The following is a 26,281-nucleotide window of genomic DNA, read 5'->3' on the forward strand; positions in this document are numbered from 1 at the left end:
GGCTGCGCCGCGCTCTCACCGCAATCGCTTGACCATGGTGTCGCGACCGACACCGCGCTGGGTGACTGCGAATCCTTCGCTGCGGTAGAGCGTGCGCGCGAAGTTGTCGCGATCGACCGACAGGCTCAGTCGCGCGAAGCCCTGCTGACGCGCGTGCTCGCACAGTTGCCGCAACAGCGCGCGTCCGACCCCGTGGGCGCGCCAGATCGGGCGGACGCCGATGACGAGCTCGGGGACCCCGGTACCGACGTACCCGAACCCGGGGTCGCCGCGCGGCAGCAGTCGATACCAGGCGGCGCCGATCGGATCGTCCTGCTCATCTGTCGCGACCACCCCCGCATCGCCGGGTCGCATCCACCCCGACAGGTACCGGCTGTGCGCGGGGTCCGCCAGAATCTCATGGGCGGGCTGTCCCCGACCTTCGCGCCATTGGGCGGCCGCCACGACCATCGCGCCCAGGAAGACGGCATCGGCCTGGACTGCGGGCCGGACGGCGAACGCGGTCATGGGCCGATGGTACGACCCCGGTGTACCGCCGGTGCGACCCGGGTGTTACGCCTCGATGACGAGCGGGACGATCATCGGCCGGCGGCGCAGCTGCTGGTTCACCCAGCGGCCGATCGTGCGGCGCACGACCTGCGACAGCGCGTGCGTGTCGCGCACGCCCGACTGCGCGGCCTCGGCGAGCGCGGCGGCGATCTTCGGCTTGACGGACTCGAAGACGGTGTCGTCCTCGGCGAAGCCGCGGGCGTGGATCTCGGGTCCGGTGATGATGCGGCCGGTCGCCGCGTCGACGACGACGATGACGGAGATGAATCCCTCTTCGCCGAGGATGCGGCGGTCCTTCAGATCGGCATCCGTGATCTCTCCCACGGTCGATCCGTCGACGTACACGAAGCCGAGGTCGAGCTGGCCGGCCACCCGGGCGACGCCGTCCTTCAGGTCGACGACGGTGCCGTTCTCGCCGATGATCGTGTTCTCGGCGGGGATGCCGGTGTCCTGGGCGAGCTTGGCGTTGGCCAGCAGCATGCGGTACTCGCCGTGTACGGGCAGCACGTTGCGGGGCTTGAGGATGTTGTAGCAGTAGAGAAGCTCGCCGGCTGCGGCGTGACCCGAGACGTGGACCTTGGCGTTGCCCTTGTGCACGACGTTGGCGCCGAGCTTGGTGAGGCCGTCGATGACGCGGTAGACGGCGTTCTCGTTGCCGGGGATGAGGCTGGATGCCAGGATCACGGTGTCACCGGGACCGGGCTCGATCGCGTGATCGAGGTTCGCCATGCGGCTGAGCACGGCCATCGGCTCGCCCTGCGACCCGGTCGACATGTAGACGATCCGGTCGTCGGGCAGGTCCTTGGCCTTCTTGTAGTCGATGAGGACCCCGTCGGGCACTTTGAGGTAGCCGAGGTCTTCGGCGATGGTCATGTTGCGGACCATGCTGCGGCCGAGGAACGCGACGCGTCGGCCGTTGGCGGCGGCGGCGTCGATGACCTGCTGCACGCGGTGGACGTGGCTCGAGAAGCTCGCCACGATGACCCGGCGCGGCGCCTTGGCGATGACCTGGTCCAGGACCGGGCCGATCGCGCGCTCGAGCGGCGTGAAGCCGGGAACGTCGGCGTTGGTGGAGTCGACGAGGAACAGGTCGACGCCCTCCTCCCCCAGCCGCGCGAACGCCCGCAGGTCGGTGAGCCGGCCGTCGAGCGGCAGCTGGTCCATCTTGAAGTCGCCGGTGGCGAGGACCAGACCCGCCGGCGTGCGGATCGCGACGGCGAGCGCGTCGGGGATGGAGTGGTTCACCGCGACGAACTCGAGGTCGAACGGACCGACCTGTTCGCCTTGTCCCTCGCTCACCGTGAGCGTGTAGGGCTTGATCCGGTGCTCTTTGAGCTTGGCCTCGACCAGCGCCAGGGTGAGCCCCGACCCGATGAGGGGAATGTCGCTCTTCAGCTTGAGCAGGTACGGGACGGCCCCGATGTGGTCTTCGTGGCCGTGCGTGAGCACGACGGCGACGATGTCGTCCAGGCGCGACTTGATGGGCTCGAAATCCGGCAGGATCAGGTCGACGCCGGGCTGGTGCTCTTCGGGGAACAGCACGCCGCAGTCGACGATCAGCAGTTTGCCGTCGTATTCGAAGACGGTCATGTTGCGACCGACTTCACCCAGGCCGCCCAGCGGGGTGACGCGGAGCGTGCCGGCTGCGAGGACGGGGGGCTCGGACACTTCGGAGGGCATCAGCGCGTCGTCCCGTGGACCTTGGGCAGCGCGCCGCCGGCGGCGGCGTTGCGGTCAGGCCGGAAGTTCGAGAAGTCGGCACCTTCGATGCCGGTGACCAGGGCGAGTTCGTCTTCGATGAGTGCTGCTTCCCATTCTTCGGGGCCGACGAGCGGCAGGCGCACGCGCGGGCTCGAGATGCGCCCCAGTCCGTGCAGGATGTATTTCGCGCTCACGGTACCGGGAACGTGTGTCATGACCGCACGAACGAGCGGCTCGAGCTGCTTGTGCGCGGCGGTGGCGGCGGCCAGGTCGCCACGGTTCACGGCATCCACGATCACCCGATAGGGGGCGGCGGTGATGTTGGCGGTGACGCCGATCAGCCCGGTGGCACCGATCGACAGGTGCGGCAGGGCGTTGGCGTCATCACCCGAGAAGTACATGAGGTCGGTCTGGTTGAGCACCCGGCTCACCTCGCTGAAGTCGCCCTTGGCGTCTTTCACCGCGAGGATGTTCGGGTGCTTGGCCAGGCGCAGGATCGTCTCGTACTTGATCGGCACGCCGGTGCGCCCCGGGATGTCGTAGAGGATCACCGGCAGGTCCGTCGCGTCCGCCACGAGCCGGAAGTGGGTGAGGATGCCGGCCTGGGTGGGCTTGTTGTAGTACGGCGTGACGATCATGATGCCGTCGGCACCGGCCTTCTCGCTGGCCTTGTACAGCTCGATCGCGTGGGCGGTCTCGTTGGAGCCGCCGCCGGTGATGATCTTCGCACGGCCGGCCGAGACGTCCTTGCCGACCTCGACGAGCCTGAGCTTCTCGGCGTCGGTGAGCGTCGAGGTCTCGCCCGTGGTGCCGGTGACGACGATGCCGTCGGCACCGCCAGTGATGACATCGTCCATGTGCTTCTCGACGGCGGGCCAATCGACCTCGCCGTCGGCCGTCATGGGGGTGACCAGCGCGACGAGTACCTGACCGAAGGGATTGCCGGTATGCGTCATGGGTCAAGGCTAGCGGGTGGTGCGCTCGGCCGGTGCCGGGGGCGGACCGCCGTTGAGGGTCGGCCTCGTTCGGCCCTCAGCGCCCGGTCGCGGCCAGCCGGGCCGCCAGCGGCGAGGGCAGGATGCGCATCACGCCGATCAGCACCTTGAAGCGCATCGACGGGATCGAGACGGCACTGCCACGGGCGGCGTCGCGCAGCGCCTCGCGGACGACGTCCCGCGCGTCGAGCCAGAGGATCCCCGGGATGCCCTCGTGGCCGGGCGGCAGGCCCATCCGCTCGTGGAAGTTCGTGTGGGTGAATCCGGGACAGACGGCGGTCACCGTCACACCGCGGGGGCGGTAGGCGGCATTCGCCCAGCGGCTGAACGAGACGATCCACGCCTTGACGGCGCCGTACGTGCCGCGCGGCAGGAAGGCGGCGACCGAAGCCACATTGATGATGCGCCCGCTCCCCCGCTCGAGCATGGGCTGCAGGGCCGCATGCGTCAGCCGCATCGTGGCGCGCACGTGCAGGTCGAGGTGACGCTCCTCGTCGGCGACGTCGTTGCGCTCGAATCGCAGATCGAGCCCGAACCCGGCGTTGTTGACCAGCACCTCGATCGGGCGGTCGCGATCGGCGAGCCGGGCGGCCACGCTCTCGAGGCCCGCCGGGTCGGTGAGGTCGGCGTCCAGCACCTCGCACGACACCCGGTGCTCGCGCTCGAGGCGTGCCGCCAGTTCGGCGAGCGCGTTCCGGTCGCGCGCCACGAGCACCAGGTCGGCGCCGCGTCCGGCCAGCTGCCGGGCGAACTCCGCCCCCAATCCCGAACTGCCTCCCGTGATCAGCGCTGTCTTGGCCATGGCTCCACGCTATCGCGCGGGCCGATGCCGGGCCCGGGCGGTACGGTTCGCAGGACTTCTGTGCCCATCCGGCCGCGACACGCCGGCGACCCGCCCGGGATCCCCAAAAAGTCCTGCGAACCGAACACCGCCCGTCGCACGGGGTCCGCCTGAGCCGGTGAGCGGCCCGCGGGTCACCAGGGCAGCGGGCCGGCGGGTAGCGAGCAGCGGCCGGCGGGTAGCGGTCAGCCGGCCGGCGGACCAGGCCAGCGGGCCAAGCGGCCGGCGGGTAGCGAGCAGCGGCCGGCGGGTAGCGACCAGCGGCCGGCGGACCAGGCCAGCGGGCCAAGCGGCCGGCGGGTAGCGACCAGCGGCCGGCGGACCAGGCCAGCGGGCCAAGCGGCCGGCGGGTAGCGGTCAGCCGGCCGGCGGACCAGGGCAGCGGGCCAGGCGCGCCGGCGGGTCAGCGGGTCAGCGGGTCAGCGGGTCAGCGGGTCAGGGTGAGGAAGCGGTAGCGGATACCGGTGCGCGACGTGTGCCAGTCGCCCGCCGCTTCGATGCGCCAGCCGTCGCGCGGCGGCCCGTAGGTGTCGCCGTCGACGGCGAGGTCGAGTTCGGTCACCTCCAGCACGTCGGCGCGGTCGATCGCCTCGCGGTAGAGCTGTCCGCCGCCGATGACCCAGGCGGTGTCCGCTTCTGCGGCCATGACCAGCGCCTCGTCGAGCGACGCGGCGCGCTCGGCTCCGGCATCCCCCCACCCGCTGTTGCGGGTCACGACGATGTTGCGGCGTCCCGGAAGGGGGCGGAACCGGTCGGGGAAGGATTCCCAGGTGCGGCGGCCCATGATGACCGGCGCCCCCGTGGTGGCGGCCTTGAAATGCGCGAGGTCCTCGGGAACGTGCCAGGGCATGGTGCCGCCGGCGCCGATCACGCCGCCGCGGGCCTCGGCCCAGATCAGACCGATGCGGGTCATACCGCGACGGCGCCGCGGATGGCCGGGTGGTGCTGATAGTCGTCGAGGACGAAGTCGTCGAAGCGGTAGTCGAAGATCGACGCGGGCGTGCGCGCGATGCGCAGGGCCGGGTACGGGTACGGCTCGCGGGTGAGCTGCTCGCGCACCTGCTCGAGGTGGTTGTCGTAGATGTGGCAGTCTCCGCCGGTCCAGACGAAGTCGCCGGGCTCGAGGCCGGTCTGCTGCGCGATCATCAGCGTCAGCAGGGCGTAGGAGGCGATGTTGAACGGGACGCCGAGGAACATGTCGGCGCTGCGCTGGTAGAGCTGGCAGGACAGCTTGCCGTCGGCGACGTAGAACTGGAACAGCGCGTGGCACGGCGCGAGCGCCATGTCGGGGATGTCGGCGGGGTTCCACGCCGACACGATGAGGCGCCGTGAATCGGGCGTCGCGTGGATCTGCTCGATCAGCTGCGAGATCTGGTCGATGTGCCGGCCGTCGGGCGTCGGCCAGGAGCGCCACTGCACGCCGTACACCGGGCCGAGTTCGCCGTCGGCGTCGGCCCACTCGTCCCAGATGGTGACCCCGTTCTCGCGCAGCCAGGCGACGTTGGAGTCGCCGCGCAGGAACCACAGCAGCTCATACGCGACCGATTTGAAGTGCACGCGCTTGGTCGTGATGAGGGGGAAGCCCTGCGACAGATCGAAGCGGATCTGCCGGCCGAAGATGCTCGTCGTGCCGGTGCCGGTGCGGTCGTCTTTGTGGGTGCCGCTTGCCAGCACCTCGCGCAGCAGATCCTCGTACGGCGTGGGGATGTCGGTCACGCGAGCCAGGTTACCGCGAACCGGGCACCCCGGCTCTGTGACACCGTGCGACATGCGAATGGACATGCGGCCCACCCACAGTCCGAGAGGGATACGCTGGTCTGCTGTGACCCTTGTCGATGCGCTCCTCGTTCTCACCGGGCTGCTCGCATTGACACTCGGCATCGGCGGGTACGTGCGCTGGCAGCAGAACCGGCCGCGGCCCGAGAGGCGCGGCGAGGTGGTCGAGGCGCAGCGGCTCGGGGCGGAGAGCCTCGGCGAGGCGGCCACCCTGCTGCAGTTCAGCACGGAGCTGTGCGCGCAGTGCCCCGGCGTGCATCGCACGCTCACCTCGATCGCCGACGAACGGGCGGGGGTGCTGCACTTGAATGTGGACCTCACGCACCGGCCCGACATCGCGAAGCACTTCAACGTGCTGCAGACACCGACGACCCTGATCCTCGATCGGCACGGCGTCGTGCAGACACGGTTCGGCGGCGCACCGCGACGCGACGTCGTCGAGCTCGAGCTCACTCGCGTGACCGAGCAGTCCTATGCCTGAGATCGGTCGGATCGATCCCCGCGGCCCGCGCTTCGGCGCCGCGATCACGTCGGTGCTGCTGCTGGTCACCGTGTTCCTCGGGCTCACCGGACTGTCGGTGCAGCAGAGCGCCGCCTCGTTCGGTTGGTTCGCGTATCAGCCGCTGGCCAGCGAGTTCCTCTTCCCGGGCGGCGGCTGGGCGATCACGGCTGCGTCCCTCGGGGAACGGGCCGCAGACCCGGCGTTCCTCGCGCTGCTGGTCGTCGCCCTGCTGTTCCTGTGGGGTCTCATCTCGCCGCGCACCGCGCCGTGGGGCGTGCTCTACCGCAGCGTCCTGCAGCCGCGGCTGGCGCCGCCCGCCGAGCTCGAGGACCCGCGCCCGCCGCGGTTCGCGCAGGGGGTCGGCCTGTTCGTGAGCATCGTCGGGCTCACGCTCCATCTCATCGGCGTGCCGTGGGCGCTCCCGATCGCCGCGGCGGCCGCGTTCGTCGCCGCGTTCCTCAACGCCGTCTTCGGGTTCTGCCTCGGCTGTCAGATCTACCTGCTGCTGCAGCGCACCGGGCTCATCGGCCGCGCGCAGACCGCCTGAACCGCACCGGCTGTTCCCCTCACCGGGCGGCCCGCCTAAGCTCGAGATGAGCAGAGACTGCGGGGCGCAAGCGCTTCGCGAACCGTCGAGGAGGAGCCAGATGAGCGTCACGAGCGAAGCCACCACCACCTGGAAGGGCAGTCTGTTCGAAGGATCGGGCGACGTCGCCCTGGAAAGCTCGAACCAGGGCCCGTTCGCGGTGAACTGGAAGGCGCGCAGCGAGGGCTCCACCTCGGTCACCACGCCCGAAGAGCTGATCGCCGCGGCGCACTCGTCCTGCTTCAGCATGGCCCTGTCCAACGCCCTCGCCGACAACGGCACCCCGCCCGAGAGCGTGGAGACCACGGCATCCGTCACCTTCATCCCGGGCACCGGCATCACCGGATCGCACCTGAACGTCAACGCGACGGTGCCCGGACTCTCACCCGAGGACTTCGCCCGCCTGGCCGAAGGAGCCAAGGCCGGATGCCCGGTCTCGGCGGCGCTGAGCGGCATCGAGATCACGCTTGAGGCGACGCTTGCCTGAAGCCCCCGCCGCCGGCCGCGTCGTCATCGCTGGCGCGTCGGGCCTCATCGGGAGCGCGCTGGCCGATTCGCTGCGCGGCGACGGTATTCCGGTCGTCCGGCTCGTGCGTCATGCGCCCGTGAACCCCGATGAGGTCACGTGGGACCCGGCCCGCCGGCGCCTGGACCCCGCGGTGCTTGCGGGCGCCCGCGCCGTCGTGGGGCTCAACGGCGCGAGCATCGGCCGGTTTCCGTGGACCGCGCGGTACAAGCACGAGCTGGTCTGGTCGCGCATCTCCCCCACGCAGAACATCGCGCGCGCGATGCGTGAGCTCGGCACCGACGCCCCGGTCTTCGTCTCTTCGTCGGCCGTCGGCTACTACCCCTCCGCGCCGGGCGTGTCGCTGACCGAGCAGTCTCCCCGCGGCGACACCTTCCTGGCCGACCTGTGCGGCGAGTGGGAAGGGGCGACGCGGCTCGCCGGTGAGCACGCGCGTGTCGTCCTGCTGCGCACGGCGCCGATCCTGCATCCGAAGGGCGTGCTGGCTCCCCTCATGCTGCTGACCCGGCTGGGGCTGTCGGGCCCGATCGGCCGCGGCACGCAGGTGTGGCCGTGGATCTCGCTGGACGACGAAGTGCGCGCGATCCGGCACGTCATCGACCATGACATCGCCGGCCCGGTGAATCTCACCGCTCCCGAACGGGCGACCGCCAACGACATCGGGTTCACGCTCGCGGTGCGCATGAACCGCCCGTATCTGCTGCGCGTTCCGGAGTGGGCCCTGCCGCTCGTCCTCGGGCGCGATGCGACGCGTGCGCTGCTCACCAGCGACATGCATGTGCTGCCGGAGGTGCTCACGGCATCCGGATTCACCTTCACCCAGCCGACGGTGATGGATGCCGTGAACGCGGTCGTCCCGGCCTGAGTCAGCCGCGCGCTGAGCGGTCGAGGGCGATGGCCTTGCGGACGGCCTGACGTGCGCGGCTGCGGTCCCCCGCGCCGTCGTACGCGAGCCCGAGCCGGTACCAGGCGCGCCAGTCGTCGGGATGCTCTTCGACGTCGGCGCGGAACGCGGGGAACAGGGCGTCCACCGTGTCTCGGTCGGGCTTGCCGCTGGGCGAGACGGCGACCACGTCCGCCGGAAGCGCACCCTCGGACTCGAGCCGCGCACCGAGCTTCGAGGCCCGCAGGCCGAATGACACCTCGCGCCACAGCGCCCACGCGGCGATCACCGGCAGGACGATCAGCGCAACGCCCATGCCGACGCCGATCGGCTCGCCCGTTGCGACCAGCAGCACGGCGCGGTGGCCGACCAGCACGATGTACAGGGCGAGCATCGTCGCCATGATGGCGACGCCGATGCGTGCGCTCATGCGCCGGTGGCGCGGGCGACCTGCCCCGGCACGTCGCCTTCGGCCACCGGTGGTGCCGCCGGGGTCCCGGGCGTGCGGATGCCGATGTCGATGAGGCTGTCGAGGCCGACCGTCACACCGCGGGTGTCGCGCGCGGCGAGAAGGGCGACGCGGATGCCGGGGGCGTAGGCGGCGGCGGGGTCGACCGTGTCGTGAACCACGGCGAGCGACTCCCCCGGCCCGGACAGGATGGTCTCCTGCCGCGCGACGACACCGGGGCGTCGCAGCGAGTGGATCTGGACGCCGGCGACCTGCTGCCCGCGGGCGCGCTGATCGACGTGGGCGGCGGCGACGGGGCCGGCCTCGGTGCGGGCCGCGGCGATGAGTTCGGCGGTGCGGACGGCGGTGCCGCTGGGCGAGTCGACCTTGGTCTCGCGATGGGTCTCGACGATCTCGATCGACGGGAAGAACGGTGCGGCCGCCGCGGCGAGGGCACTGCCCAGCACCGAGCCGAGCGAGAAGTTCGGGATGAACACGGCGCCGGTGCCGGCCGCCTCCACCAGCGGACGCACGAGCGCGATGCGCTCGGCCGACCATCCCGAGGTGCCGACGAGGAGATTGATGCCCCTCTCGATCGCGGCGCGGGCGACGTCGATCGAGACGGCGGGGGTCGACGCGTCCACGACGAGGTCGGCGCCGTCGATCTCGCTGAGGTCGCTCGCCGAGCCGAGCACCGCGACGGTCTCGAAGTCGTCGCTGCCGTCGATCACACCCGCGATGATGGCGCCGAGCTTGCCGGTTCCGCCCACCAGTGCCACACGTGTCGTCATGGCATCCAGCCTACGGTCGTTCGAGGAGCGCCCGGTGCATGCCGGCCGCGCGATTAGGCTGAAACGCATGGTGAGCCTGCGTGCCGTGTCGACCGACGATCCCACCGCCCACGAGCTGCTGGCCGAGTACTTCGCCGTCCGCGCCGAGGAGTTCCCCGGCGCCACCTACACGACGGTCTTCCCCGACCCGGCGGCGTTCGAACCGCCCGACGGGGTGTTCCTCATCGTCACCACCGACGAGGGTCGTGATGTCGGCTGCGGGGGCATCCGCCGCATCGCCGACGGTCCCGACGGCGTACGCTACGAGGTCAAGCACCTCTACCTGCGCGCCGAGACCCGCGGGCGCGGCTGGGGCCGGACCCTGCTGGACGCGCTCGAGGAGCGCGCACGGGCGGTCGGCGCGGCCGCCGTCGTCCTCGACACGCACCACACCCTGACCGCCGCCGGCGGGCTGTACTCGCGCAACGGCTATGCCGAGATCGCACCGTACAACGCCAACCCGAACGCGACGCGGTGGTACGGCAAGCGGCTCACGCGGTGAGCTGGGTGCGGGCGTGCCGAGCCACGGCACGGAAGCCCGGATCGTCGGAGTCGACCGAGATGAGAGCCAGGGCTGCCGCCCAGCCGCGCGCCCGGGTCCAGTCCGACTCGTCGTAGAGGTCGGCGAGGGCGGCGCGAAATGCCGTGCGACCGGTGGCCGTGAACGCGAGCCACGCGACGGAGAGGTCGGATGCCGGGTCTCCCGAGCACATGTCGCCGAAATCGATCAGCGCCCCGATGCGGTCGCCGTCGAAGATGACGTTGCCCGCGTGCATATCGCCGTGCAGCCAGACGTCCGGCCCGCGCCACTCGGATGCTGCCAGACCCGCCTCCCACACCGGCAGCAGCTCGGGAGCGATGGCGAGCCGTTCGCGGATGACGTCGTCGCGCTGGCGCATGGGCACGCCGCGGAACGGGTTCACGGGTGCGGTGGTCGGAGCGGGCACGTGCAGGGCACGCAGGACACCGGCCAGTTCGACCGCCACCGCGTCGCGCTCGTGCGGCGCGAGGTCGAGGCCACGACGGCCGGGGAACCAGGGCACCACGCTCCAGTGCCACGGGAAGTGCTCATCGGGCACGCCGAGAGCCACCGGCACGGGGATGGGCACAGCCAGTCGCGGCGCCAGCTCCGGCAGCCAGCGCTGCTCGTTCTCGATCAGATGTGCGGCGAGCTCGCGCCGCGGCAGCCGCACGGCGAGATCGTCACCGAGGCGGAACACGTCGTTGTCCCAGCCGTGCGCGACGCGCGTCAACGGTCCGCGCAACGCGGGATGCTGGGTGGCCAGCAGCCGGTCGACATCGGCGACGGCGATGTCGAGGTCGGCGGGCGGCGGTTGCATCCGAAGAGCCTACTCCCGGCGACGGATCAGACCAGCGCGACCTCGGGCAAGCCGGTCCGCAGCTCCATCGGCAGATGGCCGAGGTCATTGTGTGTCACGAGCGTCCATGGCCGCCCCGCGCGCTGCGCGAGCACGGTCAGCCCGCAGTGTGCCTGGTTGATCGTCATCCACCGCCAGGCCTCGGCGCCGAGCACTTCGCGCACGAACCACGCGATGACGAAATTGTGGGTGATGAGCAGCTCATGGGCGGCGGGCTTGCGCACCAGGAACTCCGCCACGGCGTCGGCCATCTGCGCGGACCCCGCCTCGACCTCCGCTTCGGTGACCGAGCCGAAGAACGGCTCGTACAGCGCCGGCGTCTGAGGTGTCATCCCGGTGGGGATGCAGTCGAACAGCAACGCCGTGGGCTCCGGCGTGACCGACGGCAGCCGTTCGGCGACCGCGCGAGCCGTCTCAGCCGCGCGCTCGAGCGGCGAATGCCACACCGCCGTCAGCGGCACCCCGGACAGCCGGTCCGCCAGCAGTTCGGCCTGGCGCCGACCGCGCGGAGAGAGCGGGCCATCGTCGAGACCGTGCTCCGCGTCGAGGTGCTCGCCATGGCGCACAAGATACAGATAGTGCGTCACTGTCACTCGCTTCGTCGGGATATCGCAGGAGATTCCAGCCTACGTCACGTCTCGGACAGCGCGGCCTTGGGACGGCGTGTCACGCGGCGGCGCGCGCGATCTCGGCGAGATGGACGCGACTGAGGTGCGCCCCGATGCCCTGCACGACTTCTTCGATGTGCTGCACCGCATATGCATTCATGATCGGCGCGGCGACGATCCGCTGGGCCAGGAGCCACGCGACGGCGACGGCGGCCGTCGGAATCGACAACTCGGCGCCGATCTTGTCGAGGGCGCGCAGTGTGCGGGTGCCGCGACGGTTCATGCTCGAGGCGAGCTGGAGGCCGCGCACGGACTGGCCGACGACCGAACGGGACCGGTGCGCGCCCGACAGGTAGCCGTGCTCGAGCGCCTGCGAGGGGGTCACCGCGATGCCCTGCGCATTCGCGACGAGCCGCAGGTCTTCGTCGAACTCCTGACGGCGCAGCACGTTGTATGCCACATCGAGCACCGTGAAGCGGGGGTACCCGGCGGATGCCAGGATGCGCGCCTCGACCAACTGTGCGGCGGTGTGGCCGAACGAGCCGAGCGCGCGGACCTTGCCGGACTCGACGAGCCATTCGGCGGTGGCGAGCGCGTCTTCGAGCGACGTGGTCGTGTCGCTCGTGGCGTCCAGATACAGGACGTCGATGTGATCGGTGCCCAGCCTGGTCAGCGATGCCTCGACCGCACGAACCAGGTTGACGGCGCCGAGGCCGGGATGCTCGGGATTGGTTCCGACCCGCACACCGACGACGACGTCGTCCCGGATGCCGCGGCTGTGCAGCCACTGGCCGATGATGTGCTCGCTGCGGCCCGACGCATACCCGTCCGAGGTGTGCACCGCGTTGCCGCCGAGGCCGCGGTAGGCGTCGAGGATCGCGTGGGCCTTGCCGAGGTCGACGTGCCAGCCGAACTCGGCACCGCCCAGGATGAGCGGAAAGGTGTTCAGTCCGCTGTCGCCGAGCGGGACGCGGAACCTGTCGCCGACCGGTCGGCCCTGCACCGGGATGGGCGAAGACGGGTGCTCACTCGAGGGCGCATCCACGACGAGACGCGGCGTCTGCGCCGGTGCGTCGCGGTCGGAGAACCCCATGGTTCGCGCCTCACGTTCCTCTCTGTGGAGAGTACGTGTGCCCACGCACCCCCCGATGCGTTACTCCGAGGCTAGGGCAGACCTCCGACAGTTCCGTTCACCACGGCACACGTCAGGTAAACATTCGATAACGCTTTCGTCGTGGGAGCGCGCCCACCGGAGGAATGTCCCCCAAACGGCGGACAGGGCCACGACTACCGACGCGAGAAACACGCACGCCCGCCCCTCCGAACGGAGAGGCGGGCGTGCGTCGGACTGCGATGCCGGCGGATCAGCCTTCGGCAGGTGCCTCGGGGCCGGGGTTGGCCGCCGCGCGACCCTCCTGGTCGGCCGCCTCTTCGAGCACGGGCTCGAGCGAGAGCTTGCCGCGGTCGTCGATCTTGGTGATCCGGACGAGCTGCTTCTGCCCGACCGAGAGCACGTCCTCGACGTTCTCCACCCGCTTGCCGCCGGCGAGCTTGCGGACCTCGCTGATGTGCAGCAGGCCGTCCTTGCCGGGCAGCAGCGAGATGAAGGCGCCGAACGTCGCGATCTTCACGACGGTGCCCAGGAACTGCTCGCCGACCTCCGGGTTGGTGGGGTTGGCGATCGCGTTCACCTGCGCACGCGCGGCTTCGGCCGAGGGCCCGTCGACGGCGCCGATGTAGACGGTGCCGTCCTCCTCGATGGAGATCTGCGCGCCGGTCTCGTCCTGGATCGAGTTGATCGTCTTGCCCTTCGGGCCGATCAGCTCGCCGATCTTGTCGACCGGGATCTGCACGCTGATGACGCGCGGCGCGGTGGGCGCCATCTCGTCAGGAGCGTCGATCGCCGCGTTGAGGACGTTCAGGATCGTGAGACGGGCCTCCTTGGCCTGGGTCAGCGCGGCCGACAGCACCGACGACGGGATGCCGTCGAGCTTCGTGTCGAGCTGGATCGCCGTGACGAACTCGCTCGTGCCGGCAACCTTGAAGTCCATGTCGCCCAGCGCGTCTTCAGCACCGAGGATGTCGGTCAGCGCCGCGTAACGGGTCTGTCCGTCGACGGTGTCCGAGACCAGGCCCATCGCGATGCCGGCGACCGGTGCGCGCAGCGGCACACCCGCGTTCAGCAGCGAGAGGGTCGAGGCGCAGACCGAGCCCATCGAGGTCGAGCCGTTGGAGCCGAGAGCCTCGGAAACCTGACGGATCGCGTACGGGAACTCCTCGCGGGTGGGCAGCACCGGCACGAGCGCGCGCTCGGCCAGGAAGCCGTGCCCGATCTCGCGACGCTTCGGGCTGCCGACGCGGCCGGTCTCACCGGTCGAGTACGGCGGGAAGTTGTAGTGGTGCATGTAGCGCTTGTGCGTGACCGGCGACAGCGAGTCGATCTGCTGCTCCATCTTGAGCATGTTCAGCGTGGTGACACCCAGGATCTGGGTCTCGCCGCGCTGGAAGATCGCGGAGCCGTGCACGCGCGGGATGACCTGGACCTCGGCATCCAGCGGACGGATGTCCGCCAGGCCACGGCCGTCCATGCGGACACCCTCGGCAAGGATGCGACCGCGCACGATCGTCTTGGTGACCGACTTGTAGGCGGCGGAGAACTCGAGCGTGGCAACGGCCTGCAGCTCGCCCGACTCGACGGCGGCGAGCAGTTCGGCCTTGACGGCGTCCTTGAGCTCGTCGTCGGCGTTCTGACGCTCCTGCTTGTCGGCGATCTGGTAGATCGGGACGAGCTTGTCGTAGGCGCGGTGCGCGACGAAGTCGTACGTCTCCTGGCTGTACGGCAGGAAGACGGGGAACTCCTTGATCTCCTTCGCGGCGGTCTTCGCGACGCTGTTCTGCGCCTCGACGAGCTGCTTGAGGAAAGGCTTGGCGGCTTCGAGTCCCTGAGCGACGACCTCTTCGCTCGGCTTGACGGCGCCGCCCTTGATGAGGTTCCAGCTGTGCTCGGTGGCCTCGGCCTCGACCATCATGATCGCGACGTCGCCGTCGGGCAGGACGCGTCCGGCGACGATGAGGTCGAAGACGGCCTCCTCGAGCTGCGCCACGGTCGGGAATGCGACCCACTGGTCTTCGTGCTGACCGTGACCGGGGATGAGCGCGAGGCGGACGCCGGCGATCGGACCGGAGAACGGCAGACCCGAGATCTGGGTCGACAGCGATGCGGCGTTGATGGCCAAGGCGTCGTAGAACTCGCCCGGCGCGATCGACAGCACGGTCACGACGATCTGCACCTCGTTGCGCAAGCCGTCGACGAACGACGGACGCAGCGGGCGGTCGATGAGACGGCAGACGAGGATCGCCTCGGTCGAGGGGCGGCCCTCACGGCGGAAGAACGAACCGGGGATCTTTCCCGCGGCGTACGAGCGCTCTTCGACGTCGACGGTCAGCGGGAAGAAGTCGAAGCCCTCACGCGGGTGCTTTCCGGCGCTGGTGGCCGAAAGGAGCATCGTCTCCTCGTCGAGGTAGGCGGCGACGGCTCCCTGCGCCTGCTGGGCGAGGCGGCCGGTCTCGAAGCGGATGGTGCGGGTGCCGAAGCGTCCGTTGTCGAGGACGGCTTCGGCGGCGGTGATTTCAGGACCTTCCAAGAGGTCTCTCCTTCTTTTTTTAGACTCGCACGCGCGTTTCGCGCACGAGATCGTGCGAAGGAGCAGGAACAGGCAGATATGGGCGCGCGGGCATGTCACAAGGACATGGCCGCGAGGTCCGCCTGCGCTGGTCACCAGTCGAAGAGCACCGATCCGGATCGGATCGGGATTCCACCACAGGGGACCAGCTTCCTGCCGGCCTGCGCCATGAGCTCAGTGTGTAATTGAGCGGATGCCGGGAGGGCAACCTTCTCAACCCTACCAGCGTGCCCCGCTCGTGCGTATCGTTGGGGGCATGAGCAGTGACGACAAGCCCGCAGGCGCGGCATCCGAAGATATGAAGCGCAAGTTCCGCGAAGCGCTCGACAAGAAGAATGCGCAGCACCGGGAAGGCGAGTCTCACCTGGACGGCGACTCGGCGGTCCACGGCACCCACGGGGCCGTGACCAAGCGGGAATTCCGCCGCAAGAGCGGCTGAGCGCGGGAGAGGGACAGCGAGGACGGGGAACCAGTGAGCGAGTTCCGAGAGACGATTCCGGACGACGAGCGCGACGTGCCGCTGGACGACGAGGTGGAGCTCGAGCTTCCGCCGCCGACGCTCGACGAGCGCGAATCGATCGAGGAGGAGCCCGAGGACGAGGAGCGGGAGTCTGCGATCGAGGCCGGCGAGGTGGACCCCGGCGACTGAGCCCACGACGCTGAGGCCTCGATGCCGAGACGCGGTCAGGGCTGGACTCGGGATGCGCTCTGGCAGTCGTGCGCGACACCGACCTGACCGGCTTCGACGGGCTCGTGCTGCCCGGTGGTGGCGATGTCGACCCGGCCCGCTACGGCGGTGACCCGGCGGCGGCGTGCTACGACGTCAACCCGGCGCAGGACGACCTGGATCTGGGGATCGTCTCGGCGGCGACGGATGCCGGCATCCCGATCCTCGGGGTCTGCCGCGGCCTGCAGGTGCTCAACGTCGCCTTCGGTGGCACCCTCGTCGAGGATCTTCCGGCTACAGCGGTGCGGCACACACCCGGCTCGGCCGGGACCGAACCGGAGTGGATGTGGCACCCCGTCGCCGTGGCGGCGGGCTCCCGGCTGCATGCCGAGGTGGGCGCGACCGAGATCGACGTCGCCTCGGGACACCATCAGGCGATCCGCACGCTCGGCGAGGGCCTTGTGGCCAGCGCGACGGCGGCCGACGGCGTGATCGAAGCCGTCGAGCACGTGGACGCGCCGGTCCTGGCCGTGCAGTGGCACCCCGAGGCGGACGGCACTCCCGCCGTGCTGGCGGCAGCGCCGTTCGCCGTGTTCGCCGACCTGGTCCTTGCGCGCCGGGTCCGTGCCGCCTGAGGGCTACTCCCCCGCCAGGCCTCCGAGCAGGTGGCCGAACGAGCGGCCCTCGCCGAGGTAGTTGGCCGGGTCGAAGGGGTCTGTACCGGTCACCGGGTCGCGCCGGGCGATCGCCTCGGCGAGCTCGCGCCCGCCACGCTCGACGCGAGCGCTGAGCGGTGCGACAGCGTCGGCGGCCGCGCCCCAGTCGCTGGATGCGGCGAACACCCCGGTCGAGACCGGTTCGGCGTGCAGGTACGTGAACAGCGGGCGGATCGCGTAGTCGATCGCCAGTGAGTGGCGGGCCGTGCCGGCGTTCGCGCCGATCAGCACCGGCATCCCGGTCAGCGCATCCGGATCGAGGATGTCGATGAACGACTTGAACAGCCCCGAATAGCTGGTCGAGAAGATCGGCGTGACCGCGATGACGGCATCGGCCGACACGACCGTGTTGATGGCCGTCTCCAGCGGCGTGGGCGCGAAGCCGGTGAGCAGGTTGTTCGTGATGTCGTGGGCGAGGTCGCGCAGCTCGATGGTATCGGTCTGCGCGTCGATGCCGCGCTCTTCGAGCTCGCGCAGCGTCGCCGCCGCGAGGCGGTCGGAGAGCATGCGGGTCGAGGACGGGTTCGACAGCCCGGCGGAGATGACGGCGACGCGGCGTGCGCTCATGATCAGGCTCCTGTCTTCACTGCGGCGGCGCCGAAGGCCGAGCCGGCCTTGGGCGCCGTGTCCTGGTACGGGTTCGGGCCGCTGAGGTTGTCACCCCGGTTGGCGCGGGGGCGGGCCTGGCGGGGCTCGGTGTCGCCGTAGACCGCCTTCACACGGGCGGCGTGGGTGGGCCCGTCGGGGGTGTTGGCCGGACGATCCTTCGCGAACTCCTTGCGCAGCACGGGCACGACCTCGCCGCCGAGGAAGTCGATCTGCTCGAGGACGGTCTTCAGCGGCAGTCCGGCGTGGTCCATGAGGAACAGCTGGCGCTGGTAGTCGCCGAACATGTCGCGCATGCCGGCGTAGCGGTCGATGACCTGCTGCGGTGACCCGACGGTGAGCGGAGTCATCTGCGAGAAGTCCTCGAGCGTCGGGCCGTGGCCGTAGACCGGCGCGTTGTCGAAGTACGGGCGGAACTGGGCCACGGCATCCTGCGACTTCTTCGCCATGAAGGCCTGGCCGCCCAGGCCCACGATCGCCGTCTCGGACGCGCCGTGGCCGTAGTGCTCCCACCGCTGGCGGTACAGCGCGATCAGGCGCTGGTAGTGCTCGGCCGGCCAGAAGATGTTGTTCGCGAAGAACCCGTCACCGTAGTAGGCGGCCTGCTCGGCGATCTCGGGAGTGCGGATCGAGCCGTGCCACACGAACGGCGCGACGCCGTCGAGCGGGCGCGGGGTCGAGGTGAAGCCCTGCAGGGACGTGCGGAACTCACCGTCCCAGTCGACGACGTCCTCGGTCCACAGCTTGTGCAGCAGCGCGTAGTTCTCGATCGCGAGCGGCAGGCCCTGACGGATGTCCTTGCCGAACCACGGGTAGACCGGACCGGTGTTGCCTCGGCCCATCATGAGGTCCATGCGGCCGCCCGAGAGATGCTGCAGCATCGCATAGTCCTCGGCGATCTTCACCGGGTCGTTCGTGGTGATCAGCGTGGTCGCCGTCGACAGGAGGAGCCGCTCGGTCTGCGCCGCGATGTACGCGAGGGTCGTCGTGGGCGAGCTCGACCAGAACGGCGGGTTGTGGTGCTCGCCGATCGCGAAGACGTCGAGCCCGGCCTGTTCGGCATGGCGCGCCATCGTGACGGTGGCCTGGATGCGCTCCGCCTCGCTGGGCGTGTGCCCCGTCGTCGGATCCTGCGTGATGTCGCTGACGCTGAACAGCCCGAACTGGACCTGCGGTGCGGTGTTTTCGCTCACGGTGTGACTTCCCTGTTCCCGGATGCCGCGGCATCCGACTCTATCCAGATGAATATACCTCCTGTAACGCGTGCGCGGGACTGGTATTCCCGGCGATCACCCGATCGCCGCTTCCGCCACCGTGTGCGGGGCGCGCGCGCTGCGGCCCTGGAACTCGAGAATGGCAGGATTCTGGATGACGCCGTCCCGGATCTCGATCGCACGGCTGATGGCCTCGCTCGCCGACCACGCATCGGCTCCCGCCATCACGGTCGGCACGAAGCCGAGGAGCGCTTCGCTGATCTCCCAGCTGGCCGAGTTCCACAGGTACGAGGGGCTGTGGTCGACGCCGTAGTAGTTCGTGCTGGCCCCGACCGTGAACATCGGCTCGGCGAAGCTGGTGGGTCGCGCCCACTCGAATGCCATCGCCTCGTCGCACGAGACATCGACGATCAGGCTGCCCGGGCGGAATGCGCCCAGGTCGCTCTCGCGCAGATACAGCAGCGGATGGTTCGGGTCCTGCAGGGTGCAGTTGACGATGATGTCGCTCTCGGCGAGGAACGGCGCGAGCGGCACCCGCCCGTCGTCGGTGATGACCTCGCTCGAGTAGGGCGCCTCGTCGTGATCGAACTGGACGATCTGAGCGGCGTGGATGGGTGAGGCGACCGAGGCGGTGCGGCGATTGGTCAGCACCCGCACGTCGTGCACGCCGTGTGCGCGCAGCGCGGTCACGGCGCCGCGCGCGGTCGCCCCGAAGCCGATCACGGTGGCCGTGAGGCGCCGGCCGTAGTCGCCGGTCGAGCCGCACAGCTGCAGTGCGTGCAGAACCGAGCAGTAGCCGGCGAGCTCGTTGTTCTTGTGGAAGACATGCAGACCGAAGGCGCCGTCCGAACCCCAGTGCTGCATCGCCTCGAACGCGATCATCGTGAGGCGCTTGTCGATCGCCAGCTGGGTCAGCTCGCGATCCTGGACGAGATGCGGCCATCCCCACAGCGTCTGCCCGTCACGCAGCTCACGCACGTCGTCGGCCTGGGGCTTGGGCAGCAGGACGATGTCGGTCGCAGCGATCACCTCGCTGCGCGGGACGAGAGCGCCTACGAGCGGGCGCAGCACGTCGTCCATCACGCCGAACCGCTCGCCGTATCCGGCCTCCACCACCAGGCGCGAGCGCAGCGTGTCGGGCAGACGTTCGAAGTGACCGGGATGGATGGGCACCCGCCGTTCGTCCGGTTTGCGTGATGAGCCGATGACTCCGAGTGTCGGGGGTGCTGCGATCGTCATGATCGTCCTCGCTGTACGCGGGGGCTTGGTCGACCCCGGGAGTGCCGACGCTACAGGGGCCCGCTGGGGATCCGCCCGTCGCAGGATATGGTGGCCTACGCCGTTATGACCGAATCGACCAACGACCCCGCTGCCCCGGCATCCACTCCCCCTGCCGTCCCGCCGACAGGCCGGACGCCCCTGCCCCGCGCGAAGCGGCGAGTGCCGCTGTGGGACAACGCGCGTTTCGCGTGCATCGTCCTGGTGGTGCTCGGGCACGCGATCCAGCGACTCACCTACGATTCCCAGATCGCGCTGGGCCTGTACCTGCTGGTCTACGCGTTCCACATGCCCGCCTTCGCGCTCATCTCGGGCTATTTCTCCAAGTCCGACGCCCCCACCCGGCGCCAGATGGCCCGCATCCTCACCGACATCGTCGTGCCGTACATCATCTTCGAGGGCCTCTGGACCCTCACGAAATGGCTCGTGGAGGGCCGCGCGAACCCGAACCTGACGCAGCCGTCCTGGACGCTGTGGTTCCTGCTGGCCCTCGCGATCTTCCGGCTCGTGCTCCGCTACCTCGCACTGCTGCGCTGGCCACTGCTGTGGACGGTCGTGATCTCGATCAGCGTGGGCTACCTGCCCAACATCGACTCGACCCTGTCACTGTCGCGCACGCTCGGCCTGCTCCCCTTCTTCACCCTGGGGTGGTGGCTGAAGCACCACGGCATCCTGGAGCGCCTCGATCTGCTGCGGCGGCGCCGCTGGTGGGTGCGCGCCCTCGCGATCGCGACGTTCGCGGTCACCGGATGGGTGTGCTGGTTCTTCGTCGAGACCTGGCAGGCGATCGACCTGCGCCTGTGGCTCTTCTACGAAGACAGCTACGCCGACCTCGCCGGCGGTGCCTGGTGGGGCGGGCTGGTGCGGCTCGCGCTCATGGCGATCGCCCTCGTGCTCAGCATCGCCTTCTTCGCCCTGATCCCACGGGGCACGCACCGCTGGACGCACTTCGGCCAGTACACGATGTACGTCTACCTGCTGCACTCCTTCGTGCTCTATCCGTTCCGCGAGTCCGGCGTCCTGCGCGACCTCGATCCGACCTGGATCTGGCTGCCGCTGGTGATCGTGGCCTCCGTGCTGATCGCCGTGGGACTGGCGACCAAGCCGGTGCGCACGGTGTTCCGACCGCTGGTCGAGCCACGGCCCGCATGGCTGTTCGACGACCCGACACTGGCCGGGCGCGAGGGACGCCGCAGCGACCCGACCGGCTCGCGCCGGCCGCGCGAAGACCCGTCGAGGCAGGGCAAGCGGCCGCGCGCCTGACCGGGCCTCGCCCACCGGCATCCATCACCTCATTCTCACGATGTGGGTCGTGCCGACCTCAACCGCCGCAAGGACGCCGATCACGAACCCGGACATCGATCGCCCGGGGGTGAGGCGGGCGCGGCGGGCGGGGACCGCGTGTCCTCGTGCGTCCGATGTGAAATATGACGGCGGGAGGCATGAAACAAACGAGTGGATGCCGGGGCGGGCGCCTACTGTCGTGCCATGACCGATGTGAACCTGCCGATCCTCGACCTCGCCCAGCTCGACGCCGGGCCCGAAGCCGCCGCCCGCTTCCGCGACGACCTGCGTGCCGCGACGCACGACGTCGGCTTCTTCTACCTGACCGGCACAGGCGTCACCCCCGAACTCGAAGCCCGGCTGCACAAGACCGCGCGGGACTTCTTCGACCTCCCCGAGGCGGACAAGCTCGAGATCGAGAACGTGCGCAGCCCGCACTTCCGCGGCTACACGCGCATCGGCGGCGAGCTGACACAGGGCAAGGTCGACTGGCGCGAGCAGATCGACATCGGACCCGAGCGGGATGCCGTGACCGACCCCGACGCTCCGGACTTCGCCCGGCTCACCGGCCCCAACCAGTGGCCGAGCGCGCAGCCGGAGCTCCGAGAGGTGGTCGACGAGTGGCAGGAGCACCTCACCGGTGTCGCGCGCAAACTGCTGCGCGCGTGGGCGGTGGCACTGGGCGCCGAGGAGAACCACTTCGAGCAGCACTTCGGCGACCCGGCGTCGTTGCTGAAGATCGTCCGCTACCCAGGCAAGGAAGACCCGACCCCGCAGCAGGGCGTCGGCGCGCACAAGGACTCGGGCGTGCTGACCCTCCTGTGGGTCGAGCCGGGCAAGGGCGGCCTGCAGGTGCAGCGTGACGGCGAATGGGTCGATGCCCCCTCGGTCCCGGGTGCCTTCGTCGTGAACACCGGCGAGATGATGGAGTATGCGACCGGCGGCTACCTGATCGCCACGAACCACCGGGTGATCTCGCCGAAGTACCCGGACGACCGCATCTCCGCGCCGTTCTTTTTCAACCCCGCGCTCGATGCAAAGCTGCCGCTGATCGAGCTGCCGGCCGACCTGAAGGCCCAGGCCCGCGGCATCACCCAGGACCCGACGAACCCGATCCACTCGCTGTTCGGCGAGAACGCGCTCAAGTCGCGGCTGCGGGCGCACCCGGACGTCGCCGAGATCTGGCACGCCGATCTGCTGGCCGAGCGCACCGCGGGGTGATCCGGCCCGCGGCCTGAGAGCGCGCCGCACCTCGCCGGCGTGCACAGAAGGGGCCGCCCTGCCAGAGGTCGCACTCGCCCGCAACCCCCTGGCCGACCGGCCTCCCGCGCACGTATCGTGCCCGGCATGAGCGATGTCGTCGTATTCGCCCCTTCGCCCGTCCTCACCGTGACGGTCGAGGAGCATTCCGCCGGGCCAGACATCCACGTGCACGCAGGCGGGCAGGGGGTGTGGCAGGCCCGAATGCTCATGCGGCTCGGGGCATCGGTGACGATGTGCAGCGTGATCACCGGCGAGACCGGCGGCGTGGTGCGCCATCTGCTCGAGGAAGACGGCGTGACCGTCGCCGGCCCCACTCGTGAGGGCCGGGGTGCCGCATACATCCACGACCGCCGCAGCGGCGCCAGAGAGGTGGTCGTCGAAGCCGACGGCGACGCGCTCGGACGGCATGAGCTCGACGAGCTGTTCAGCGCGACACTGCGCGAGGGCGCGGAGTCGGGCCTGGTGATCCTCAGCGGCCCGCAGGGCGACGGCGCGCTCGATGCCGACACGTACCGCCGGCTCGCCAACGATCTGAAGCAGGCCGGCGCGCGCGTCGTCGTCGACCTGGCCGGCGACCGGCTGAATGCTGCCCTCGCCGGCGGCGTCACCGTACTCAAGGTCAGCGACGAGGAGCTTCACGATGACGGCTTGCTCGACGACCCCTCACATCCCGCGCTGCTGCGCGCCATGCGCACCTTGCGCTCCCGCGGCGCCGACACGGTCATCGTGACGCGGGCCAGCGAGCCGCTGCTGCTGCTCGACGGCGAGGGATTCCTCGAGATCACCCCGCCGCGGCTCGAAGTGGCCGACACACGCGGTGCGGGCGATTCGCTCACCGCGGGCATCGCCGCCGGTCTCGCACGCGGTGAGTCGCCGCGCGAGGCGGTGACGATGGCCGCAGCGGCTGGCGCGCTGAACGTCACGCGTCACGGCCTCGGCACCGGCGACCCGGAGGCGATCGCCCAGCTCCGCAAGGAGGTCACCACGCGCGTGATCGATGACCAGAGCGAGAGTGACATGCCCCAGCCCGACACCGGCCGGGTGAGCCCCGATGGCCTCGCCGCGCTGGCGCAGCCCGACGACGAGGAGGCGGAGCGGTGACCCGGGTTCTGGTGACCAACGACGACGGCATCGACGCCCCCGGCCTGCACGCCCTGGCACGGGCCGCCGTCGCCGCAGACCATGAGGTCATCGTCGCGGCACCCGCGCGACAGTCCAGCGGGGCGAGCGCCTCGATCGTGGCGGCCGAAGAGGATGGCCGCATCGCCGTCGAACGACGCGAACTGACCGGGCTCGACGGCGTACCGGGCTTCGCGGTACGCGGCGGGCCCGGCCTCATCGCCCTCATCGCCGCGCACGGCGCGTTCGGGGAGCCGGCCGATGTGGTGCTGTCGGGCGTGAATCACGGCGCGAACGTGGGTCGCGCGATCCTGCACTCGGGTACGGTCGGCGCCGCACTGACCGGCGGCCTCAACGGCGCGTGGGGCATCGCCATCTCACTCGACGTCGGCATGCATCCGGAGCACTTCCATTGGGATGCCGCGGCGGAAGTCGCCTTGAGCCTGCTGCCGTTTCTGGTCGAGCGACCCCGCGGCACCGTCATCAACGTCAACGTGCCCAACACGCCGGGCAGCCGCGGCATCCGCGAGGCGGGCCTCGCGCCCTTCGGCATCGTGCAGACCACGCTCAGCGAGCGCGGCGAGCACCACCTGCGCCTGGCGGTCGAAGACCTGCCGAATGTGCCCGAACCGGGGACGGATGCCGCGTACCTCGCCGACGGATGGGTCACGGTCAGTGGGCTCGACCCCGTCTCGCACGTGCCCCTCGGCTACCCAGAGTCCCCGGCATCCACGCCGCCGGCATCCACATCACCGGCATCCACACAATGACGAAGGCCGCCCACACCGTGGACGGCCTTCTCAAGAATGTTTCGCGCGATTGAACGCTGGCTGCGATGCCTTAGCGGCGGAGCCCCAGCTTCTCGATGAGCGTGCGGTAACGCACGACGTCGATGTCCTGGAGGTAGCCGAGCAGACGGCGGCGCTGACCGACGAGCAGGAACAGCCCACGACGCGAGTGGTGGTCGTGCTTGTGCTCCTTGAGGTGCTCGGTGAGGTCCTTGATGCGCTGCGTCAGCATCGCGACCTGCACCTCGGGGGATCCGGTGTCACCGGGGTGCGTCGCGTACTCTTCGATGATCGCCTTCTTGACGTCTGCTTCCAGTGCCATAGGTGATCCCCTCTCTGTTCGTTGCGCGGCGCCCGACGCCTGATGCGTGGGCTCTCTTTATCCGCGGCCGATCAAACGGCAACTGCAAGAGTCTACCAGTGTTCGCGCACCGTCATAGTCGAGTGGCGCCCCGGCGAAGAGAGCGATCGTGACCAGGGGCGTCACCGATGAAGCGGCAGCTGCGAGCAGGACCTACCGCCGGTGAAGGGCATCTGCGGCCGTGCCACCGCGGCACTCACGCAGCGGGGGTGTAGTCGAAACGTCGGCGTCCGCCGAGGCGTGGGGTGCGATGTCGGTCGACGTGCGCAGGTGGGATGAACCAGACGGTGGCGTCGGTGCCGACTCCGACGATCCGGATATCCCAGCCGTTGTCGTGGATCTGATGATGACAGGTTTCGCAGAGCAATACCCCGTTGACCAGGTCGGTGGTGCCGTGGTGTCTGGCCCACCATTTGATGTGGTGGGCTTTGGTTATTCCGACCACTGCACCACAGGCGGCGCAGCCGCCGTCGCGTTCGCAGAGTGCTCGGCGTTGCGCCTTGGTGAACAGTCGCTTCTCGCGCCCCCAGTCGAGGATCTCACTGTCCGACCCGAGCACCATCGGGATGATGCCGCCGTCGGCGGCCATCCGCCGGGCGGTGCAGATCGAAATCGGCGTGGACAGCCCGTCGATCATGGCGTGTCCGGTCCCGGCCTCAAGATCTTCCAGACTCAGCCGCACGATCACCGTCGCGCCCGCGAGGGGAATGTCGGGGGTGTCGCAGGACAGAATGTGCTCGCAGATGCGGGTGAGTGCATCGAGCTGAATCATCGCGACCGTTCGGCGTGGGGCGTCAGGGTCGCCTGAAGCATCGGCCGCTCTCTGCGCGCCGAGTTCGGCCGAAGTCATCGCCTGCAGCACCGCCACGATGGGGGGCCCCGTGCTCGGGATCAGCCTTGCCGTTGAACACGAGCGCGCCCGACGCGTCTTCGCGATACCGAAAGAACCGCTGCGCGCGCAGCTCTTCTTCGCGCGGCTCGACGCCGTCGGGATCGAGGTAGGCCTCGGCGCGGCGGATGAGCTTGCCCAGCTGATCGACCGAGAGTCCCGGCGCCTGCTCTACCAGCGTCTTCTCGGCCGCATCGAGTTCCTCGACACCGGCGCGCAACGCGACCCTGTCGAGCAGCCCGATGATCGCGGCGGCGGCCGGCGTTCCGATCCGTCCCCGGGAGAGCGCCTCGGCCACGTGCGGATGCTTCGCGGGTGCCGTGTCACCGGTCAACAGCAGCCGCGGCGCGGTAGCCTCGCCCACCTGCACCAGCTTGAACGCCTCGCCGTTCGTGGTGCCCAGAGTGGAAGAGAGCAGGTTGTTCGCGTTGCGGAACCCGTTCTGCTTCGCGAGGCTGTCGGATCCGAGTTCGGGGCGAGACTGCCGGGCGATCTCTGCCGCCACTTTCGTCGTGGCGGCATCGAGTTGCCGGCGCGCTTGCCCGAGCAGGTTGTTGATCTCCACCAGCCTCGCCCCATCGGCGCCCTCAATGCGCTCCTCCGACCACAGCTCGCGCAACGTACCGACAGTACCGGCGAGGGGGTCAAGTGGGGAACTCATGTTCTCTATACTACCGGCGTCAATGGCATTTGTATAGAAGATTTCTTCGTTGAGTGATGAGAGTTTACAAATGTTGACCGGGCATTTCTTTTCTGACGCAAGCGTACCGGCTGCCACCGACACCCCCA

The 26,281-nt window shown here is 69.7% G+C and carries 30 protein-coding genes; 12 read left to right on the forward strand and 18 right to left on the reverse strand.

The window, feature by feature from the left end; translation table 11 throughout:
• Positions 1-15 precede the first annotated feature (15 nt).
• The 6 genes from BKA10_RS06735 to BKA10_RS06760 all read right to left on the reverse strand — a co-directional run bounded on the left by BKA10_RS06735 (position 16) and on the right by BKA10_RS06760 (position 5,802).
• Positions 16-507: a GNAT family N-acetyltransferase gene (locus tag BKA10_RS06735; RefSeq protein ID WP_183499184.1), complete on the reverse strand. Its 492-nt coding sequence runs from the start codon at positions 505-507 to the stop codon at positions 16-18.
• A 45-nt stretch (positions 508-552) separates the two neighbouring features.
• The gene (locus tag BKA10_RS06740; protein WP_183499185.1) at positions 553-2,229 is read right to left on the reverse strand and encodes a ribonuclease J; all 1,677 of its coding nucleotides are present in this window, start codon (positions 2,227-2,229) and stop codon (positions 553-555) included.
• Complete coding sequence (gene dapA, locus BKA10_RS06745) at positions 2,229-3,206, reverse strand: 4-hydroxy-tetrahydrodipicolinate synthase (RefSeq protein ID WP_183499186.1); 978 nt, start codon at positions 3,204-3,206, stop codon at positions 2,229-2,231. The genes BKA10_RS06740 and dapA overlap by 1 nt, the downstream gene beginning before the upstream one ends.
• A gap of 76 nt (positions 3,207-3,282) precedes the next feature.
• Complete coding sequence (locus BKA10_RS06750) at positions 3,283-4,047, reverse strand: SDR family NAD(P)-dependent oxidoreductase (RefSeq protein ID WP_183499187.1); 765 nt, start codon at positions 4,045-4,047, stop codon at positions 3,283-3,285.
• 466 nt (positions 4,048-4,513) lie between these two features.
• Entirely contained in the window at positions 4,514-4,999 is a 486-nt protein-coding gene (locus BKA10_RS06755) for a dihydrofolate reductase (RefSeq protein WP_183499188.1), read from the reverse strand.
• Positions 4,996-5,802 carry a thymidylate synthase gene (locus BKA10_RS06760; protein WP_248198908.1) on the reverse strand — a complete coding sequence of 269 codons (807 nt, stop codon included), beginning with the start codon at positions 5,800-5,802 and terminating at the stop codon, positions 4,996-4,998. The genes BKA10_RS06755 and BKA10_RS06760 overlap by 4 nt, the downstream gene beginning before the upstream one ends.
• Positions 5,803-5,908: 106 nt before the next feature.
• On the opposite strand from BKA10_RS06760, the gene BKA10_RS06765 reads away from it, so the two are divergent.
• From BKA10_RS06765 to BKA10_RS06780, 4 genes are all read left to right on the forward strand, one after another.
• Positions 5,909-6,343: a TlpA family protein disulfide reductase gene (locus tag BKA10_RS06765; RefSeq protein ID WP_183499189.1), complete on the forward strand. Its 435-nt coding sequence runs from the start codon at positions 5,909-5,911 to the stop codon at positions 6,341-6,343.
• Positions 6,336-6,911: a DUF4395 domain-containing protein gene (locus BKA10_RS06770; RefSeq protein ID WP_183499190.1), complete on the forward strand. Its 576-nt coding sequence runs from the start codon at positions 6,336-6,338 to the stop codon at positions 6,909-6,911. The genes BKA10_RS06765 and BKA10_RS06770 overlap by 8 nt, the downstream gene beginning before the upstream one ends.
• A 100-nt stretch (positions 6,912-7,011) precedes the next feature.
• On the forward strand, positions 7,012-7,437 hold the full coding sequence (locus BKA10_RS06775) for an OsmC family peroxiredoxin (RefSeq protein WP_183499191.1): 426 nt from the start codon (positions 7,012-7,014) through the stop codon (positions 7,435-7,437).
• Positions 7,430-8,341, forward strand: a complete 912-nt coding sequence (locus BKA10_RS06780) for a TIGR01777 family oxidoreductase (protein WP_183499192.1) — start codon at positions 7,430-7,432, stop codon at positions 8,339-8,341. Before BKA10_RS06775 ends, BKA10_RS06780 begins: the two co-directional genes overlap by 8 nt.
• Before the next feature lies 1 nt (position 8,342).
• On the opposite strand, the gene BKA10_RS06785 is transcribed toward BKA10_RS06780, so the two are convergent.
• Together BKA10_RS06785 and BKA10_RS06790 are read right to left on the reverse strand one after the other, a co-directional pair.
• The gene (locus tag BKA10_RS06785) at positions 8,343-8,789 is read right to left on the reverse strand and encodes a tetratricopeptide repeat protein (RefSeq protein ID WP_183499193.1); all 447 of its coding nucleotides are present in this window, start codon (positions 8,787-8,789) and stop codon (positions 8,343-8,345) included.
• Positions 8,786-9,598, reverse strand: a complete 813-nt coding sequence (locus tag BKA10_RS06790) for a 4-hydroxy-tetrahydrodipicolinate reductase (protein ID WP_183499194.1) — start codon at positions 9,596-9,598, stop codon at positions 8,786-8,788. The genes BKA10_RS06785 and BKA10_RS06790 overlap by 4 nt, the downstream gene beginning before the upstream one ends.
• Positions 9,599-9,665: 67 nt before the next feature.
• On the opposite strand from BKA10_RS06790, the gene BKA10_RS06795 reads away from it, so the two are divergent.
• Positions 9,666-10,139, forward strand: a complete 474-nt coding sequence (locus BKA10_RS06795) for a GNAT family N-acetyltransferase (RefSeq protein ID WP_183499195.1) — start codon at positions 9,666-9,668, stop codon at positions 10,137-10,139.
• Here BKA10_RS06795 and BKA10_RS06800 read toward each other — a convergent pair.
• The 4 genes from BKA10_RS06800 to BKA10_RS06815 all read right to left on the reverse strand — a co-directional run bounded on the left by BKA10_RS06800 (position 10,129) and on the right by BKA10_RS06815 (position 15,268).
• Positions 10,129-10,977, reverse strand: coding sequence for an aminoglycoside phosphotransferase family protein (locus BKA10_RS06800; RefSeq protein WP_183499196.1), 849 nt, complete (start codon positions 10,975-10,977; stop codon positions 10,129-10,131). The genes BKA10_RS06795 and BKA10_RS06800 overlap by 11 nt on opposite strands.
• Positions 10,978-11,003: 26 nt before the next feature.
• Positions 11,004-11,603, reverse strand: a complete 600-nt coding sequence (locus tag BKA10_RS06805; RefSeq protein WP_183499197.1) for a histidine phosphatase family protein — start codon at positions 11,601-11,603, stop codon at positions 11,004-11,006.
• A gap of 79 nt (positions 11,604-11,682) precedes the next feature.
• Positions 11,683-12,717: an aldo/keto reductase gene (locus BKA10_RS06810; RefSeq protein ID WP_183499198.1), complete on the reverse strand. Its 1,035-nt coding sequence runs from the start codon at positions 12,715-12,717 to the stop codon at positions 11,683-11,685.
• A gap of 271 nt (positions 12,718-12,988) precedes the next feature.
• Positions 12,989-15,268: a polyribonucleotide nucleotidyltransferase gene (locus BKA10_RS06815; protein WP_183499199.1), complete on the reverse strand. Its 2,280-nt coding sequence runs from the start codon at positions 15,266-15,268 to the stop codon at positions 12,989-12,991.
• 295 nt (positions 15,269-15,563) lie between these two features.
• On the opposite strand from BKA10_RS06815, the gene BKA10_RS06820 reads away from it, so the two are divergent.
• The 3 genes from BKA10_RS06820 (at position 15,564) to BKA10_RS06830 (ending at position 16,609) form a co-directional block, all read left to right on the forward strand.
• On the forward strand, positions 15,564-15,746 hold the full coding sequence (locus BKA10_RS06820; RefSeq protein WP_183499200.1) for a DUF5302 domain-containing protein: 183 nt from the start codon (positions 15,564-15,566) through the stop codon (positions 15,744-15,746).
• Positions 15,747-15,779: 33 nt separating this feature from the next.
• Complete coding sequence (locus BKA10_RS06825; protein ID WP_183499201.1) at positions 15,780-15,956, forward strand: hypothetical protein; 177 nt, start codon at positions 15,780-15,782, stop codon at positions 15,954-15,956.
• 68 nt (positions 15,957-16,024) lie between these two features.
• Complete coding sequence (locus BKA10_RS06830) at positions 16,025-16,609, forward strand: gamma-glutamyl-gamma-aminobutyrate hydrolase family protein (RefSeq protein ID WP_183499202.1); 585 nt, start codon at positions 16,025-16,027, stop codon at positions 16,607-16,609.
• Between the two features lie 3 nt (positions 16,610-16,612).
• Here the strand turns inward: BKA10_RS06830 and BKA10_RS06835 are convergent, their stop codons facing one another.
• The 3 genes from BKA10_RS06835 to BKA10_RS06845 form a co-directional block, all read right to left on the reverse strand.
• Positions 16,613-17,257 carry an FMN reductase gene (locus BKA10_RS06835; protein WP_183499203.1) on the reverse strand — a complete coding sequence of 215 codons (645 nt, stop codon included), beginning with the start codon at positions 17,255-17,257 and terminating at the stop codon, positions 16,613-16,615.
• A 2-nt stretch (positions 17,258-17,259) separates the two neighbouring features.
• Entirely contained in the window at positions 17,260-18,489 is a 1,230-nt protein-coding gene (locus BKA10_RS06840; RefSeq protein ID WP_183499204.1) for a CE1758 family FMN-dependent luciferase-like monooxygenase, read from the reverse strand.
• A gap of 96 nt (positions 18,490-18,585) precedes the next feature.
• Positions 18,586-19,749: a N(5)-(carboxyethyl)ornithine synthase gene (locus BKA10_RS06845; protein WP_183499205.1), complete on the reverse strand. Its 1,164-nt coding sequence runs from the start codon at positions 19,747-19,749 to the stop codon at positions 18,586-18,588.
• Positions 19,750-19,854: 105 nt separating this feature from the next.
• On the opposite strand from BKA10_RS06845, the gene BKA10_RS06850 reads away from it, so the two are divergent.
• The 4 genes from BKA10_RS06850 (at position 19,855) to surE (ending at position 24,224) form a co-directional block, all read left to right on the forward strand.
• Complete coding sequence (locus tag BKA10_RS06850; RefSeq protein WP_183499206.1) at positions 19,855-21,051, forward strand: acyltransferase family protein; 1,197 nt, start codon at positions 19,855-19,857, stop codon at positions 21,049-21,051.
• Between the two features lie 225 nt (positions 21,052-21,276).
• Positions 21,277-22,293, forward strand: coding sequence for an isopenicillin N synthase family dioxygenase (locus BKA10_RS06855; RefSeq protein ID WP_183499207.1), 1,017 nt, complete (start codon positions 21,277-21,279; stop codon positions 22,291-22,293).
• 126 nt (positions 22,294-22,419) lie between these two features.
• Complete coding sequence (locus BKA10_RS06860; RefSeq protein ID WP_183499208.1) at positions 22,420-23,436, forward strand: 1-phosphofructokinase family hexose kinase; 1,017 nt, start codon at positions 22,420-22,422, stop codon at positions 23,434-23,436.
• Positions 23,433-24,224, forward strand: a complete 792-nt coding sequence (surE, locus tag BKA10_RS06865) for a 5'/3'-nucleotidase SurE (RefSeq protein ID WP_183499209.1) — start codon at positions 23,433-23,435, stop codon at positions 24,222-24,224. The genes BKA10_RS06860 and surE overlap by 4 nt, the downstream gene beginning before the upstream one ends.
• A 70-nt stretch (positions 24,225-24,294) precedes the next feature.
• Here surE and rpsO read toward each other — a convergent pair whose 3' ends face one another.
• From rpsO to BKA10_RS16635, 3 genes are all read right to left on the reverse strand, one after another.
• Positions 24,295-24,564 (reverse strand): 30S ribosomal protein S15, encoded by a 270-nt coding sequence (rpsO, locus tag BKA10_RS06870; RefSeq protein ID WP_183499210.1) that lies wholly within the window; start codon positions 24,562-24,564, stop codon positions 24,295-24,297.
• Positions 24,565-24,799: 235 nt separating this feature from the next.
• Positions 24,800-25,453 carry an HNH endonuclease gene (locus BKA10_RS16630; RefSeq protein WP_366932111.1) on the reverse strand — a complete coding sequence of 218 codons (654 nt, stop codon included), beginning with the start codon at positions 25,451-25,453 and terminating at the stop codon, positions 24,800-24,802.
• Complete coding sequence (locus BKA10_RS16635; RefSeq protein WP_366932108.1) at positions 25,398-26,270, reverse strand: DUF222 domain-containing protein; 873 nt, start codon at positions 26,268-26,270, stop codon at positions 25,398-25,400. The genes BKA10_RS16630 and BKA10_RS16635 overlap by 56 nt, the downstream gene beginning before the upstream one ends.
• Positions 26,271-26,281 lie beyond the last annotated feature (11 nt).

Source organism: Microbacterium invictum, from assembly GCF_014197265.1.
Lineage (GTDB): Bacteria > Actinomycetota > Actinomycetes > Actinomycetales > Microbacteriaceae > Microbacterium > Microbacterium invictum.

Coding starts and splice junctions, on each gene's coding strand:
- BKA10_RS06820 (WP_183499200.1), top strand. CDS start 15,564: ATGAGCAGTGACGACAAGCCCGCAGGCGCGGCATCCGAAGATATGAAG.
- BKA10_RS06810 (WP_183499198.1), bottom strand. CDS start 12,717: ATGGGGTTCTCCGACCGCGACGCACCGGCGCAGACGCCGCGTCTCGTC.
- BKA10_RS06850 (WP_183499206.1), top strand. CDS start 19,855: ATGACCGAATCGACCAACGACCCCGCTGCCCCGGCATCCACTCCCCCT.
- dapA (WP_183499186.1), bottom strand. CDS start 3,206: ATGACGCATACCGGCAATCCCTTCGGTCAGGTACTCGTCGCGCTGGTC.
- BKA10_RS06775 (WP_183499191.1), top strand. CDS start 7,012: ATGAGCGTCACGAGCGAAGCCACCACCACCTGGAAGGGCAGTCTGTTC.
- BKA10_RS06740 (WP_183499185.1), bottom strand. CDS start 2,229: ATGCCCTCCGAAGTGTCCGAGCCCCCCGTCCTCGCAGCCGGCACGCTC.
- rpsO (WP_183499210.1), bottom strand. CDS start 24,564: ATGGCACTGGAAGCAGACGTCAAGAAGGCGATCATCGAAGAGTACGCG.
- BKA10_RS06795 (WP_183499195.1), top strand. CDS start 9,666: ATGGTGAGCCTGCGTGCCGTGTCGACCGACGATCCCACCGCCCACGAG.
- BKA10_RS06800 (WP_183499196.1), bottom strand. CDS start 10,977: ATGCAACCGCCGCCCGCCGACCTCGACATCGCCGTCGCCGATGTCGAC.
- BKA10_RS06735 (WP_183499184.1), bottom strand. CDS start 507: ATGACCGCGTTCGCCGTCCGGCCCGCAGTCCAGGCCGATGCCGTCTTC.
- BKA10_RS06750 (WP_183499187.1), bottom strand. CDS start 4,047: ATGGCCAAGACAGCGCTGATCACGGGAGGCAGTTCGGGATTGGGGGCG.
- BKA10_RS06855 (WP_183499207.1), top strand. CDS start 21,277: ATGACCGATGTGAACCTGCCGATCCTCGACCTCGCCCAGCTCGACGCC.
- BKA10_RS06790 (WP_183499194.1), bottom strand. CDS start 9,598: ATGACGACACGTGTGGCACTGGTGGGCGGAACCGGCAAGCTCGGCGCC.
- BKA10_RS06835 (WP_183499203.1), bottom strand. CDS start 17,257: ATGAGCGCACGCCGCGTCGCCGTCATCTCCGCCGGGCTGTCGAACCCG.
- BKA10_RS06755 (WP_183499188.1), bottom strand. CDS start 4,999: ATGACCCGCATCGGTCTGATCTGGGCCGAGGCCCGCGGCGGCGTGATC.
- BKA10_RS06770 (WP_183499190.1), top strand. CDS start 6,336: ATGCCTGAGATCGGTCGGATCGATCCCCGCGGCCCGCGCTTCGGCGCC.
- BKA10_RS06860 (WP_183499208.1), top strand. CDS start 22,420: ATGAGCGATGTCGTCGTATTCGCCCCTTCGCCCGTCCTCACCGTGACG.
- BKA10_RS06845 (WP_183499205.1), bottom strand. CDS start 19,749: ATGACGATCGCAGCACCCCCGACACTCGGAGTCATCGGCTCATCACGC.
- BKA10_RS06785 (WP_183499193.1), bottom strand. CDS start 8,789: ATGAGCGCACGCATCGGCGTCGCCATCATGGCGACGATGCTCGCCCTG.
- BKA10_RS16630 (WP_366932111.1), bottom strand. CDS start 25,453: ATGACTTCGGCCGAACTCGGCGCGCAGAGAGCGGCCGATGCTTCAGGC.